Here is a 13,100-nt window from a genome sequence, read left to right as displayed (position 1 = left end):
CGCCACTCGGGCGGGAAGACGACGGCGGCGGGACACGCGGATCCCCGCGCCTCCCGCCGCCGTTCGCCGCGATCAGTACCAGCCCTCGCTCTGCGACTGCTGCCAGGCGCCGCACGGGGTGTCGTACCGGCCCTTGATGTAGCCGAGGCCCCAGGTGATCTGGGTGGCCGGGTTGGTCCGCCAGTCGTCGGCCACCGAGCTCATCTTGCTGCCGGGCACCGCCTGCGGGATCCCGTACGCGCCGGAGCTGCTGTTGGAGGCCTTCGGGTTCCAGCCGCTCTCCTTCGTCCAGAGCTTGTCCAGACAGGGGAACTGGTCGATGCCGAAGCCCTTGTCCAGCATCACCGCGCAGCCGACCTTCCGGTTGCCGCTGTACTCCGCGCAGGACGCCGGGATCGGACCGTCGTACGGCTTGCTCTTGGCCTCGGCTTCCGCCTTGGCCTTGGCCTTGGCCTCCGCCTCGGCGCGCTCCTTCTTGCGGTTCGCGGCGGCACGCTCGGCGGCCTTGGCCCGCTCGGCAGCCTCCTTCGCCGCCTCCTTGGCCCGCAGCTTGGCCTGGTATTCGGCGGCGCGCTGCCGGGACGACTGCAGGCGGTGGTCGGCCTGCCGTTCGCGCTGGTAGATGTATTCGGTCCGGTCGACCTCGCGGCCGACCTGCGCGGTCAGGCCCTGCTGCTGGGTCTGACGATCTTCGCCCAGGTAGAAACCACCGGCGACGCCCACGGAGAGCAGCGCGACAGCGGCCGTACGGGCGCCGAACCGGCTCCAGAGCCGACTCACGAAGTTTCCCTTCGTCGGAGGCAGGGACACGGCACCACGCGTGGCCGAACGGCCGCGCCCGGGTGCCGCGAGCGCCCCGACCCACCGGTCTCCGCCGGCGCACCGACCCTCGTGGCTCCCGCCGTCGTGGCGGAGAATGCTCGACGAGTTGCCGGGGCGAATGGAACTCCAGGTGCTGGAGTTGTCGGTGACGCTCGATGGACACCATCGCGCACGGTGAGGCGAGTGGGAAACCGCAGGCGGCAAAAGTGATCTGCGCCACATCGAAAATAGGGACGAAGTGGGGCAAAAGGCTCGGTCAGCCCGGGATGTCCTCCAGCAGGTCGGTCACCATCGCCGCGATCGGGGAACGCTCCGACCGGCTGAGGGTGACGTGCGCGAAGAGGGGATGGCCCTTCAGCGCCTCGATCACCGCCGTGACGCCGTCGTGCCGCCCGACCCGGAGGTTGTCGCGCTGCGCCACGTCGTGGGTCAGCACCACCCGCGACCCCTGGCCGATCCGGGACAGCACGGTGAGCAGGACGCCCCGCTCCAGCGACTGCGCCTCGTCGACGATGACGAACGCGTCGTGCAGGCTCCGGCCCCGGATGTGGGTGAGCGGCAGCACCTCCAACAGGCCGCGCGAGGTGACCTCCTCCAGCACGTTCTCGTGCACCACCGCGCCCAGCGTGTCGAACACGGCCTGCGCCCAGGGCGACATCTTCTCCGACTCCGAGCCGGGCAGGTAGCCCAACTCCTGGCCGCCGACCGCGTACAGCGGGCGGAAGACGATCACCTTCTTGTGCCGGCGGCGCTCCATCACCGCCTCCAGGCCGGCACAGAGCGCCAGCGCCGACTTGCCGGTGCCGGCCCGGCCGCCCATCGACACGATGCCGATCGACTCGTCCAGCAGCAGGTCGAGCGCGATCCGCTGCTCCGCCGAACGCCCGTGCAGGCCGAACGCCTCCCGGTCGCCGCGGACCAGCCGCACCGTCTTGTCGGGCAGCACCCGCCCCAGCGCCGAGCCCCGCGACGAGTGCAGCACCAGGCCGGTGTGGCAGGGCAGGCCCGCGGCGGCGTCGACGTCCAGCGCCTCGCCCGCGTACAGCCGGCCGATCGCGTCGTCACCCAGCTCCAGCTCGGCCATCCCGGTCCAGGTCGGGTCGCTGGCCTGGCCGTGCCGGTACTCGTCCGCGCGCAGGCCGACCGAGGCCGCCTTCACCCGCAGCGGCATGTCCTTGCTGACCAGGGTCACCGCACGCCCCTCGGCGGCGAGGTTGAGCGCCACCGAGAGGATCCGGGCGTCGTTCGACTCGTTGCGGAAGCCGGGCGGCAGCACGCCGTCGTCGGTGTGGTTCAGCTCCACCCGCAGCGTGCCGCCCTGGTCGTTGGCGGGCACCGGACGGTCGAGCCGGCCGTGCCGCACCCGCAACTCGTCCAGCATGCGCAGCGACTGGCGGGCGAACCAGCCCAGCTCGGGGTGGTGCCGCTTGCCCTCCAGCTCCGTGATGACCACCAGCGGCAGCACCACCTCGTGCTCGGCGAAGCGGTGGAACGCCGCGGGGTCGGAGAGGAGGACCGAGGTGTCCAGGACGAAGGCCGGACCGGATGGTCGGGGCTCCTCGGTGCCGGCGGTGGCGGCAGCGGCGCTCCGCCGGCTGCGCGTGGTCCGGCGGGTCGGGGCGGTCGCGGCCGGGGTCGGCTCGGCTCCGGCGGGGGTACGGCGAGTGGTCACAGGCCTGCTCCGCGGATGGGCACCCGGCCACCCGAGTTCCGCCTCTTCCGGTGCCCGGCGGACACGGGGTCGGATGCGGGCCCCGTGCGCGAGGTCGCAGGTCCGGGCTGTCCGGCTGGCCCGGGAAAACCCCGCGCCATGCCTAGACGCTAATCCCCGGGGGCCCGCTCGGCTAGAGCCCCGGGTGGATCACCGGTGAACACGCCGGAACCGGCCGGGATGCATGCCCCCTGCGCGCATCCCGGCCGGGCCGGAGCCGCCGCGACGGTCCGCCACGACGGCGGGCGTGCACGGCGCGTACCGGGCGGGCCTCAGCCCTGGCGCCGGACCAGGGTCGCGGCCCTCGGGCCGGCGACGGTCGCGCCGAACGAGGACCCTGTGTACGTGGTGCCGGTGCGGGCGGCCCCGCCGAGCGGCGCGGTCGCGGTGACCCGTACGGCCGGCGACCCGGGCCGTGCGGCCGGCGCGGCGGGGCGGGCGGTGACCGCGGCGGGCGCGGCGGTGCCGGCGAACGGCGGGCCCGCGCGCCCGACCGAGGTCACCACCGTCGGGGCGGGACCGGCCAGCGCCGAGGCGATGACGGCCCGCGCGTCCCGGCGCCGACGGTTCCAGGCGCCCCGATCGCCGTCGAAGTAGCCCTGCCGGTAGCCGAACCGGTAGCCGATCCGGTAGCTGAGCTGGCCGTGCAGGCGGCCGGCGGCATAGCAGGTGGAGCCGAGCACCAGGACGAGGACGACGGCGAGAAATGGGCTCACCGGGCCACCTCCGCCACCCGGCTCATCGCTCGTCCGGCCCGGTGAGCGGGTCGACCACCAGCAACCGCTCCAGGTCGGCGGTGCTGACCTCCTCGACCAGTTCGACACTGATCCGGCACCCGTCGAGGATGATCTCGGCCACCGAGGCCCGGCGGATCTCGCCGCCGGAGTCGTAGACCCGCACGCTCAGTTCGGGGCAGCCGAGGTGGGTCCGCCAGGCGTCCCACTCCTCCCGGTCGCCGACGCTGAGCGAGAGGTATCGGCAACCCCGGGCGAGGTAGAGGCGCCAGGGCGCGCTCAGCCCGGCGGAGACGCCGTCCGCAATCAGCCCGAAGGCCTGGGTGCGGGTCGCGAGTTCGGTCACGACACCCCCTCCGCAACCGCGGAGTGACGCATGTGAGCACTCGTCGTCTCAAGCACGTGACACACCGTAAGTTGTCTCATGGGCGTGACAGTATCAGCTTTTCGTCGGCTTGCCGCCGTCCTCGTGTCTCTCTATTCTGCCCGGGTGACACCCCTCAGGAGCAGTTCTGGATCGTTGATCGGGACGCCCGGGTCGACGTCACGTAGGCGTGACACCAGCGCGCCGAGCAACCCCGGCGGGAGCGACTGGTCGTACCGTCACGGGGTGACCGAGACGGCCAATGCACGGAAAATCGCCTTTGCCACCTTCGTCCGCCGCGCCCTGGACGACGCGCGTGCCATGCGGGCCTGGAGCGGCACCGAGGTCTCCCGGCGCACCGGCGTCTCCCGTCAGACCATCAACCGCTGGGTCCGCGGCGACTGGGCGAGCGACCCCGAGGCCGAGCGGGTGGTCGCGTTCTGCGAGGGGCTCGGGCTCGATCCGGCCGCCGCGTTCACCGCACTCGGCTGGGATCGGACGACCGGCTCCCGCACCGCCCCCACCCCGCCGCCGATGGACCCGGACGTCGAGGCGCTGCTACGTCGACTGGTCGACCCGAACGTCTCCGACGCGGAGAAGTTCCACATTCGAGAAACCATTCGCTACCTCGCATATCGCCCAACACTGCCGGCAAATGTCCGAAATAGGGGCAAACAGGCCGGCTAGTTCTCAGATGGCGAAAGAACGGAAAGGCAGTCCCGATCGTTTCGCCTCGGGGCCGGATCGGACCGGCTAGCGTCCACGTTTGTACTGCTAGGGGCTCGTCATCGGCGGGGGGACGGGACACAGCCGAACCCAGCCCTGCGGGACAGAAGGAGGGGTCTGTCCATGACCCTGAAATGGTTGGCAGTCGTGGTCGCGGTGGTGTCGGTGACATCGTGCGTGACCGGCAACGTGGTGGTCGGCGTGCTGGACGGCGGGCAGCTTCCCGTGGTCGTCAATCTCCTCGCGCTCACCACGACCGGCACGGCGGTGATCCTCGCCGTCGTGGCCGAGTTGCACGACCGGCTCAACGACCGGGTCAGCGCGCTCACCGAGTTCCTGGTGGCGCGACTCAACGAGATCGAGGCGCACACCGGCGACCGGAACACCGGTTTCGTGGAGGGCTACCTGCTCAGCCACGGGCAGGAAGCGGCCGTGGTGCCGTTCGGGCGCCGGGGACGAGGAGCCGCCGAACGCTGACCTCCCCACGTCGTCCCGACGTCACATCTCGGCCACGAATACGCCGCCCGGCGCGGGGTACGCTGTCGCGCGTGCCGCCGTTGAATCTGGGCAACCAGCAGCCGAAGACTCCGTTGAACGCCGAGCACGCGTGGCGGGCCACCGCCGCGCGGGCAGGTGACGTGGTGCTCTTCTTCGACTTCGACGGCACCTTGGCGCCGGTCGACGACGATCCCGCCGCGGTCCGGCCCGCGCCGAAGGTGCTCGCCGCGTTGGCGGCACTGGCCCCGCGCGTACGCCGGATCGCCATCGTCTCCGCGCGCCCGGTGGAGTTCCTGCGTGACCATCTCGGCAGCCTCGCCGACGTCGACCTGTACGGGCTCTACGGCCTGGAGCACAGCCACTCCGGCGGCGAGACGGTCACCGAGCCGGCCGCGCTGCCCTGGGTGCCGACCATGGCCGAGCTGGCCGAGCAGGCCCAGGCCGAGTTGCCGCCCGGCGCGCTGGTCGAGTTCAAGCGCCTCTCCGTCGCGCTGCACTGGCGCACCGCCCCGCAGCTCGGCGACCTGGTGCAGGAGTGGGGCCGCGCCCGGGCCGAGCGGCTGGGACTGCGCTGCCAGGCCGGCCGCATGGTGCTGGAGCTCAAGCCCCCGGTCGACCGGGACAAGGGCATGGTCATCGGTGAGGCGGTCCGGGACGCCGGCGGCGCGTGGTATTTCGGCGACGACGTCTCCGACATCAAGGCGTTCGCCGCGCTGCGCGCCCGCGCCGCCACCGACCCCGACTTCCTCGGCGTGTGCGTGGCGGTCGCCAACCCGGAGACCGGTCACGAGGTCGCCGACGCCGCCGACCTGACGCTGGACTCCCCCGCCGCCCTGGGCGCCTTCCTCACCGCCGCCCTCCCCCACCTCGACGCCTGACCCCCTGCGCCCCACCCGCCTCGTCGATCTTGCACTTGCTGCCCCAACAAAGGGGGCAAAAGCCCCGCTCGAGGGGCCGAAAGTGCAAGATCAGCGGCGAGGGGCGGCGTCAGACGCCGTAGCGGCGCTGGCGGGTGGCGTAGGAACGCAGGGCGCGGAGGAAGTCGACCTTGCGGAAGTCGGGCCAGTTCAGCTCGCAGAAGTAGAACTCCGAGTGCGCGCTCTGCCAGAGCATGAAACCGGAGAGCCGCTGCTCGCCACTGGTCCGGATGATCAGATCCGGGTCCGGCAGGCCCTTGGTGTAGAGGTGCTCGGAAATGTGGTCGACGTCGAGCGTGGTGGCCAGTTCCTCGATCGTGCCGCCGCGCGCCGCGTGCTCCAGCAGCAACGAGCGGACCGCGTCGGCGATCTCGCGCCGGCCGCCGTACCCCACGGCGATGTTGACCTGCGCGCCGCCGTCCCGGTCGCGGGTGCGCTCCTCGGCGGCCTTCAACGCGGCCGCGTGCTGCGCCGGCAGCACGTCGAGCGCGCCCACCATGCGCAGCCGCCAGGGGTTGCCCTCCTCGGCCAGCTCGGTGGTGAGATCCTCGATGATCTGGAGCAGCGGGTCCAGCTCGGTGGCCGGCCGGGACAGGTTGTCGGTGGAGAGCAGCCAGAGCGTGACGTGCCCGACGCCCGCCGCGTCGCACCAGCGAAGCAACTCCTTGATCCGCTCGGCGCCCATCCGGTGGCCGTCGTTCGGATCGACGAAGCCCATCTCCCGGGCCCACCTGCGGTTGCCGTCGCACATCACGCCGACGTGCGCGGGCACGGGCTTGCCCGCGAGCTTCGCGGTCAGCCGGCGCTCGTACACGGAGTAGAGAAGTTTCCGCAGAGTCATCACTTGCAGGGTAGCGACCCGCGGAAAAGATCAGTGCCGCGGTGGCGCATCGCGGGACGGCGCGTCGCTCCCGACCCGACGCGGACGCGGCACCGCGGCGGCGATCGCGCCCAGCGTGCGGGCGTCCAGACGGCCGTCGCCGAGCCCCAGCTCCACCACCGTCCGGTAGACGCGCTCGTCCCGGCCGGCCGCGCCCACCACCGCGTCCACCACCCAGCGCCGCCGGGCCAACCAGGCAGCCGTCGAGCTGTGCCGCAGGTGGGTGCCGAGCCGGGCGCGCAGCGCCGCCGCGTACCGCCGGGCCGCCTCGGCGGGCGCGTCGGCCGCCGCCGCCCCGGCCAGCGCGCCGGAGCGCAACGCGTAGAAGATGCCCTCGCCGGTGAACGGGTTGATCAACGACAACGCGTCGCCGGCCAGCACCACCCGGCCCCGGCCCGGCGCCGGCCGGTGCGTGGAGAGCGGCAGGTGGTGCGCCCGCAGGTCGGTCACCGTGGCCGGGTCGGTGCCGGGCAGCAGCGCCGCCATCCGCTCCAGCAGGTGCGCGCGGGTCAGCGGCTCGCCGCGCAGCACCTCCCCGTACCCGACGTTCGCCCGCCCGTCGCCGATCGGAAACGCCCACGCGTACGCGGGCCAGCGCGCCGCCGAGGTGACGATGAGCTGCTCGGGTGGCCCGGGTGGCGTGGGCGCGTAGCCACGGATGGCGAGCGCGAGGTGCCGGTCCGGGTTCACCGGGTGCCCGAGCGCCCGCCGCAGCACCGAGCCGGCGCCGTCCGCCCCGACGACCGCCCGGGCGGCCAGCTCCCCGTCGAGCACCACCCGGTCGGCGCCCACCTCCACCCGGCGTACGGTGTGCCGCCGCAACTCCGCCCCCGCCGCGACCGCCGCCGCGACCAGACGCGCGTCGAACACCCGCCGGGGCACCGTGTACGCGGGCCGGGGCAGCGCCCGGGCCACCGTGCCGCCGCCGGGCGCGACCAGGCGCAGTGCCGGCAGCGGCCGGTATCCCTCGACCGCCCCGGTCACGCCCAGCTCGGCGAGCACGTCCAGCGCATGCGCGGCGATCCCGTCCCCGCACGCCTTGTCACGCGGGAAGTCGTGCCGGTCGAGCAGCAGCACCCGCGCCGCCCCGGCCCGCCGCGCCGCGAGCGCCGCCGCCGCTCCCGCCGGCCCCGCCCCCACCACCACGACGTCCCACACCGCACCACCACCCACCGCACCACCCCCACCCCACATCCTCCCCCCGCCCACCCCTCCCGGCTCGCGCACCGCGCCCACCCCCATGGGGTCGGTGTTTCGATCTCCCCACCCGCCGCCACCCCCATGAGCGGCGGTGATCAAGGAGTTTGCGTCGGAGAGCGGCTCGAAGTTGACGCAAACTTCTTGATCAACGCGGGACAGGGTGGGGTTAGGGGGTGGTGCGGTGGAGGGAGTAGAGGGTGAGGGCGGCGGCGGTCAGCAGGGGGGCGCCGTCGCGGATCAGGCCGTCGGAGCCGAGCAGCCACCAGCAGAGCGGGAGGTCGACGGCGAGCACGCCCAGCGTCACCACGACCAGCGCCCGGCGGGCCCACTGTCGGCCGCGCATCAGGAATGCGGTGCAGAACAGCACCGCATAGCTGGCCGCGATGCCGGCGGCGAACCAGAACAGCACCGCGGGCACGGCGACGATCCCGCCGTCCAGCAGCGATCCGGTCGCCACCAGCGCCGGCACCAGCATCAGCGGGCTGTAGGTGAACGCGGCGACCCGGGCGGTGAGCAGCCACCCGTTCGCCTGCGGGCGCTTCGGCGTCATCTCCCGCCAGGAGATCGTGCCGCCCTCGACGACGAGGCCCTTGCGGTGCCGGACCAGGTGCGCCCGGACCGCCTCGGAGCGGTAGAGCAGCACCACCACGGCGACGCAGAGCGCGGTGAGCGCCGCGAAGCCCACCAGGCCGGGCAACGCCGGCACCCCGGCCCTGGGCACGATCAGGCGGCCCACCGCGAAGACGGTGGTCACGGCCAGGATCAAGCCGAACGGGCGGGCCGCGACCCGACCCCGGTTCACGTGCCCGATCAGGATCAGGAAACCCAGCGAGCGCAGCATCGCCCAGCCGGTGCGGACCGCGAGGCCGAACTCCTGCTCCGGGGCGTACCAGTAATTGAGCAGCTCGACCACGACGGTGGCGGCCGCCGTGACGGCGAGCAGCGTGGTCAGCGCCCGGACGGCGGACGGCCGCCGGACCTCGACAGGTTCGGCGGCCGTCCTCATGGCATCCGTTGTTGCCCGGCGCGGGCAACCGGCACACCTGTTACTTCTGGGGCTCCACGTCCAGCCGGGCGCGCAGCGCGTCCAGCTCGGCCCAGAGCACGCCGGGGAGCTTGTCGCCGAACTTCTCGAACCACTCGGTGACCAGCGGCAGCTCCTTGCGCCACTCCTCCGGGTCGACCTTCAGCGCGATCCGGACGTCCTCCGGGGTCATGTCGAGGCCGTCGATGTCCAGCGCGTCCTGCGCCGGGACCATGCCGATCGGGGTCTCCACCGCGTCGGCGCGACCCTCCAGCCGCTCGATGACCCACTTCAGGACGCGGGAGTTCTCGCCGAAGCCCGGCCAGAGGAAGCTGCCCTCGGCGTCCTTGCGGAACCAGTTGACGTAGTAGATCTTGGGCAGCTTGGCCGCGTCGCCGTCCGTGCCCTTGCCCATCTCGATCCAGTGCCGGAAGTAGTCACCGGCGTGGTAGCCGATGAACGGCAGCATGGCCATCGGGTCGCGGCGCACCACGCCGACCGCGCCGGACGCGGCGGCGGTGGTCTCCGAGGAGAGCGTCGCGCCCAGGTAGACGCCGTGCACCCAGTCCCGCGCCTCGGTGACCAGCGGGATGGTGTCCCGCCGCCGGCCGCCGAACAGGATCGCGTCGATCGGCACGCCGTTCGGGTCGTAGTAGTCGTCGGCCAGGATCGGGCACTGCGTGATCGGGGTGCAGAACCGGCTGTTCGCGTGTGAGGAGAGCTGCTCGCTCTCCGGCGTCCAGTCGTTGCCCTTCCAGTCGATCAGGTGCGCCGGCGGCTCACCCATGCCCTCCCACCAGATGTCGCCGTCGTCGGTGAGCGCGACGTTGGTGAAGACGGAGTTGCCGCGGTCCAGCGTCCGCATCGCGTTGGCGTTGGTCTTCCAGTCGGTGCCGGGCGCGACGCCGAACAGGCCGTACTCCGGGTTGATGGCGTAGAGGCGGCCGTCCGGGCCGAAGCGCATCCAGGCGATGTCGTCGCCGATGGTCTCGACCTTCCAGCCCGGGATGGTCGGCTCCAGCATGGCCAGGTTGGTCTTGCCGCAGGCCGACGGGAAGGCGCCGGCGATGTGGTAGACCTTGCCCTCCGGCGAGGTGATCTTGAGGATCAGCATGTGCTCGGCGAGCCAGCCCTCGTCGCGCCCCATCACGCTGGCGATCCGCAGCGAGTAGCACTTCTTGCCGAGCAGCGAGTTGCCGCCGTAGCCGGAGCCGTAGGACCAGATCTCCCGGGTCTCCGGGAAGTGCGAGATGTACTTGGTCTCGTTGCACGGCCAGGCCACGTCCTGCTGGCCGGGCGCCAGCGGCGCGCCGATCGAGTGCAGCGCGTGCACGAAGTCGGCGTCCTCGCCCATCGCCTCGAGGATCGACGACCCCATCCGGGTCATGATCCGCATCGAGGCGACCACGTACGGGCTGTCGGTGATCTCGACGCCGAACATGGGGTTCTCGGCCTCGACCGGGCCCATGCAGAACGGGATGACGTACATGGTGCGACCGCGCATGCTGCCGCGGTAGAGCTCCGTCATCGTCCGCTTCATCTCGGCCGGCGCCATCCAGTTGTTGGTGGGGCCGGCGTCCGCCTCGTCGACGGAGCAGATGAAGGTGCGTTCCTCGACCCGGGCGACGTCCGTCGGGTCCGTCCGCGCGTAGAACGAGTTGGGCTTCTTCTCGGGGTTCAGCCGGATCAGGGTGCCGTTGGAGACGAGCTCGTCGGTGAGGCGACGCCACTCCTCGTCGGACCCGTCCACCCAGACCACCCGTTCCGGGGTGGTCAGTTCCGCGACCTCACGAACCCAGGCGAGCAGTTTGGGGTGGGATGTCGGGGCCTGATCGATACCCCGAACAACAGCCGGAGCAACCATGTCACATCTCCTTGTGGTCGACGCTGACCGATCTATGGGATGCACGAGTTCTGGCGGGCGAGGCGCCGCCGTCGTGGAAACCTGGGATTGGGCTCAGCGTAAACCGGGCTGCCTTCCCAGTCAGTGGTACTGGTTGTGAAGAACTGCACAGGGTACGGTCACGCTGCGGCAACACGATCTGATACCCGCTTTCGCGCGCAGTTTCACGCAAATCCTTCGGTGAACCTTCGTCGGGCCCGGTCCACGGACGCGTGATTTCGTGATGCGCTCCCCGCATTCGCACGGTCGGTTACGCTCTGCTCACGGCATTCGAAACGGGCGACCGGGCCGCCGACCCGGCGGCCGGCCGCGGCGACCGGCGTGGAAGTTGTCGCGGGCGACTCGCCGTTGCGGCCGGTCCCCCTTCCGTGCAACCGGTACGCTCGGCGGGTGGCCGCGACGATGACCGGGGACCAACCGGGGGCTCCGCCGACCCGTCGGGGTCCGATCGGAGCGCTGCTCGACCGTTTCGGTCACCTCGTCCACGAGCTGAGCAAGTTCGCCACCGTCGGCGGCTTCGCCTTCCTCGTCGACTTCGCGCTCTTCAACTACCTGTCGAGCGGTCGCGGCATGCCGCCGCTGGCGGCGAAGACCATCTCCACCGTGATCGCCGCGACGGTCGCCTTCCTCGGCAACCGGTTCTGGACCTGGCGGCACCGCCAGCGCTCCAACCCCGCCCGTGAGTACGCGCTGTTCTTCTTCTTCAACGGCGTGGGCCTCGGCATCGCGGTGGCCTGCCTGGCGATCAGCCGCTACGGCCTGGGCGCGATCTGGCCGTCGGTGTTCCAGACGCCGCTGGCCGACAACATCGCCAGCTTCATCGTCGGCACCGGCCTGGGGACGCTGTTCCGATTCTGGTCGTACCGACGATTCGTCTTCGTCGAGGCGGGAACTCCCCCCGTTCCGGCACCGAGCCGAGATCGAGAGTCCGGGGCGTGACGCGCCGCCCATCCATACCCGCCGGGCCCAGCCGGCCCTGCCCACTGCCCTAAGGTGTTCCGCATGCCTGGAGTCCGTCTGCTGCCCGAGCGCTGGCAGAAGTTCATCCGCGAGGCGGCCAAGTTCGGCATCGTCGGCGGCATCAACACCGTCATCAATTACGCGGTGTTCAATGCGCTGGCACTCACGGTCTTCCGGGACGGTCAACTCAAGGCGACCGTGATCGCGACCATCGTCGCCACGATCACGTCGTATCTGATGAATCGGCACTGGACGTACCGGGATCGACCGAAATCCGCGCTGAGGCGCGAATACGTCCTGTTCTTCCTGTTCAACGGCGCCGGCCTGGTCATCGAACTCGGCGTCCTGGCACTGGCGAAGTACGGCCTCGGCGTGCACGGCCTGCTGGCCCTGAACGTGGCGAAGACGGTAGGCGTCCTGCTGGCCACCCTGTTCCGCTTCTGGTCCTACCGCACGTTCGTGTTCCAGCCGGTGCCGAAGCACGCCGAGGAGACCTGGCACGACGTGCCGCGCGACGAGTGGGACAACGTCGCCGAGATGGACCCGGTCGCCGAGCTGGCCGAATCGGTCAGCGAGCTGGAAGAGGAGGAGCCGCCCCCCGGCGCGAGCCGCCCGAGGAGCGACTACACCCCACCCCAGGGGCGTACCGCCCCGGCCGACGCCGCGCTGGGCGGGGCCCTCGGCGCCAGCCTGGACGCCGAACTGGCCGCCGAGTTCCCGTCCCGGCGCGCCCGCCGCTGACCGGACGCGCCCGCCACGGCGGCACCCGTCAGGAGGGGTCGCGGAGCGGCTTCCCCTCGGCCATGTCGGCCAGCATCTCCCGCATCTCGCCGTCACCCAGGCTGTGCTTGTCGTGGTGGGCCTCGACCAGCTCGTAGAGCTTCGTCTGCACCCGGTCCACGTGCGGCACGTCGCGCAGCACCGACTGGCCCCGCTCGCCGGCCGACTCGATGGTCAACGTGCCGCAGCCGAGCATCCGCTCCACGAAACGCTGGTGCATGGCGTGGTCGTTGATCCGGGTCAGCGGCAGGTCCCGCCGGTTGCGGGAGAGCACGCCCTCCTGGAGCAGCACCCGCTCGTTGGTGAAGAGGTAGTGCGTGGTGCGCCAGACCAGGAACGGCCACAGGCCGAACGAGAGCACCAGCACCAGACCGAGCCCGGCGAGCACGTAGAGCGCGATGGTGCCGCCGTCGCCGTCGGGCAGCAGGAGCCAACCGGCGACCACCGCCGCGACGGTGAGCGCCAGCACCAGGATCGGCCGGATCAGGGCCTTCCAGTGCGGGTGCAGGTGCAGCACGACGTGCTCGTCCTCGGTGAGCACGTCTTCGGGGAACGCCACTTCCAACCTCCTCGCAGAACCG

General features: G+C 71.7%; 14 protein-coding genes. 5 read left to right on the top strand and 9 right to left on the bottom strand.

From position 1 onward, the window contains the following. Nucleotides 1–72: 72 nt before the first annotated feature. The 4 genes from ACH495_RS05210 to ACH495_RS05195 form a co-directional block, all read right to left on the bottom strand. Nucleotides 73–780, bottom strand: coding sequence for a transglycosylase SLT domain-containing protein (locus tag ACH495_RS05210; RefSeq protein WP_396856450.1), 708 nt, complete (start codon nt 778–780; stop codon nt 73–75). Between the two features lie 298 nt (nt 781–1,078). Beyond that, on the bottom strand, nt 1,079–2,494 hold the full coding sequence (locus tag ACH495_RS05205; RefSeq protein ID WP_396856449.1) for a PhoH family protein: 1,416 nt from the start codon (nt 2,492–2,494) through the stop codon (nt 1,079–1,081). 311 nt (nt 2,495–2,805) lie between these two features. Beyond that, nucleotides 2,806–3,249, bottom strand: coding sequence for a hypothetical protein (locus tag ACH495_RS05200; protein ID WP_396856448.1), 444 nt, complete (start codon nt 3,247–3,249; stop codon nt 2,806–2,808). A gap of 22 nt (nt 3,250–3,271) precedes the next feature. Next, nucleotides 3,272–3,613: a hypothetical protein gene (locus ACH495_RS05195; protein WP_396856447.1), complete on the bottom strand. Its 342-nt coding sequence runs from the start codon at nt 3,611–3,613 to the stop codon at nt 3,272–3,274. Nucleotides 3,614–3,877: 264 nt separating this feature from the next. On the opposite strand from ACH495_RS05195, the gene ACH495_RS05190 reads away from it, so the two are divergent. The 3 genes from ACH495_RS05190 (at nt 3,878) to otsB (ending at nt 5,733) form a co-directional block, all read left to right on the top strand. After that, entirely contained in the window at nt 3,878–4,318 is a 441-nt protein-coding gene (locus ACH495_RS05190; protein ID WP_396856446.1) for an XRE family transcriptional regulator, read from the top strand. A gap of 162 nt (nt 4,319–4,480) precedes the next feature. Continuing rightward, on the top strand, nt 4,481–4,834 hold the full coding sequence (locus ACH495_RS05185; RefSeq protein WP_396856445.1) for a hypothetical protein: 354 nt from the start codon (nt 4,481–4,483) through the stop codon (nt 4,832–4,834). Between the two features lie 71 nt (nt 4,835–4,905). Then, nucleotides 4,906–5,733, top strand: coding sequence for a trehalose-phosphatase (gene otsB / locus ACH495_RS05180; protein ID WP_396856444.1), 828 nt, complete (start codon nt 4,906–4,908; stop codon nt 5,731–5,733). Nucleotides 5,734–5,842: 109 nt separating this feature from the next. Here the strand turns inward: otsB and ACH495_RS05175 are convergent, their stop codons facing one another. The 4 genes from ACH495_RS05175 to ACH495_RS05160 form a co-directional block, all read right to left on the bottom strand. After that, nucleotides 5,843–6,613, bottom strand: coding sequence for an isoprenyl transferase (locus ACH495_RS05175; protein WP_396856443.1), 771 nt, complete (start codon nt 6,611–6,613; stop codon nt 5,843–5,845). A gap of 30 nt (nt 6,614–6,643) precedes the next feature. Next, nucleotides 6,644–7,846, bottom strand: a complete 1,203-nt coding sequence (locus ACH495_RS05170; protein ID WP_396856535.1) for a geranylgeranyl reductase family protein — start codon at nt 7,844–7,846, stop codon at nt 6,644–6,646. A gap of 172 nt (nt 7,847–8,018) precedes the next feature. Then, nucleotides 8,019–8,858, bottom strand: coding sequence for a hypothetical protein (locus ACH495_RS05165; RefSeq protein WP_396856442.1), 840 nt, complete (start codon nt 8,856–8,858; stop codon nt 8,019–8,021). Between the two features lie 40 nt (nt 8,859–8,898). After that, nucleotides 8,899–10,740: a phosphoenolpyruvate carboxykinase (GTP) gene (locus tag ACH495_RS05160; RefSeq protein ID WP_396856441.1), complete on the bottom strand. Its 1,842-nt coding sequence runs from the start codon at nt 10,738–10,740 to the stop codon at nt 8,899–8,901. Nucleotides 10,741–11,181: 441 nt separating this feature from the next. Between ACH495_RS05160 and ACH495_RS05155 the strand changes: the two genes are divergently transcribed. Next, nucleotides 11,182–11,718: a GtrA family protein gene (locus ACH495_RS05155; protein WP_396856534.1), complete on the top strand. Its 537-nt coding sequence runs from the start codon at nt 11,182–11,184 to the stop codon at nt 11,716–11,718. A 63-nt stretch (nt 11,719–11,781) separates the two neighbouring features. After that, on the top strand, nt 11,782–12,480 hold the full coding sequence (locus ACH495_RS05150; RefSeq protein ID WP_396856440.1) for a GtrA family protein: 699 nt from the start codon (nt 11,782–11,784) through the stop codon (nt 12,478–12,480). A gap of 28 nt (nt 12,481–12,508) precedes the next feature. On the opposite strand, the gene ACH495_RS05145 is transcribed toward ACH495_RS05150, so the two are convergent. Then, nucleotides 12,509–13,078, bottom strand: coding sequence for a PH domain-containing protein (locus ACH495_RS05145; RefSeq protein WP_396856439.1), 570 nt, complete (start codon nt 13,076–13,078; stop codon nt 12,509–12,511). Between the last annotated feature and the right edge of the window lie 22 nt (nt 13,079–13,100).

Origin of the sequence: Micromonospora sp. NPDC018662 (genome assembly GCF_044391475.1) — a bacterium.
Taxonomy (GTDB): Bacteria; Actinomycetota; Actinomycetes; order Mycobacteriales; family Micromonosporaceae; genus Micromonospora.
Note: the sequence above shows the minus strand (reverse complement) of the source record. Positions and strands in the feature narration are given on the sequence as shown.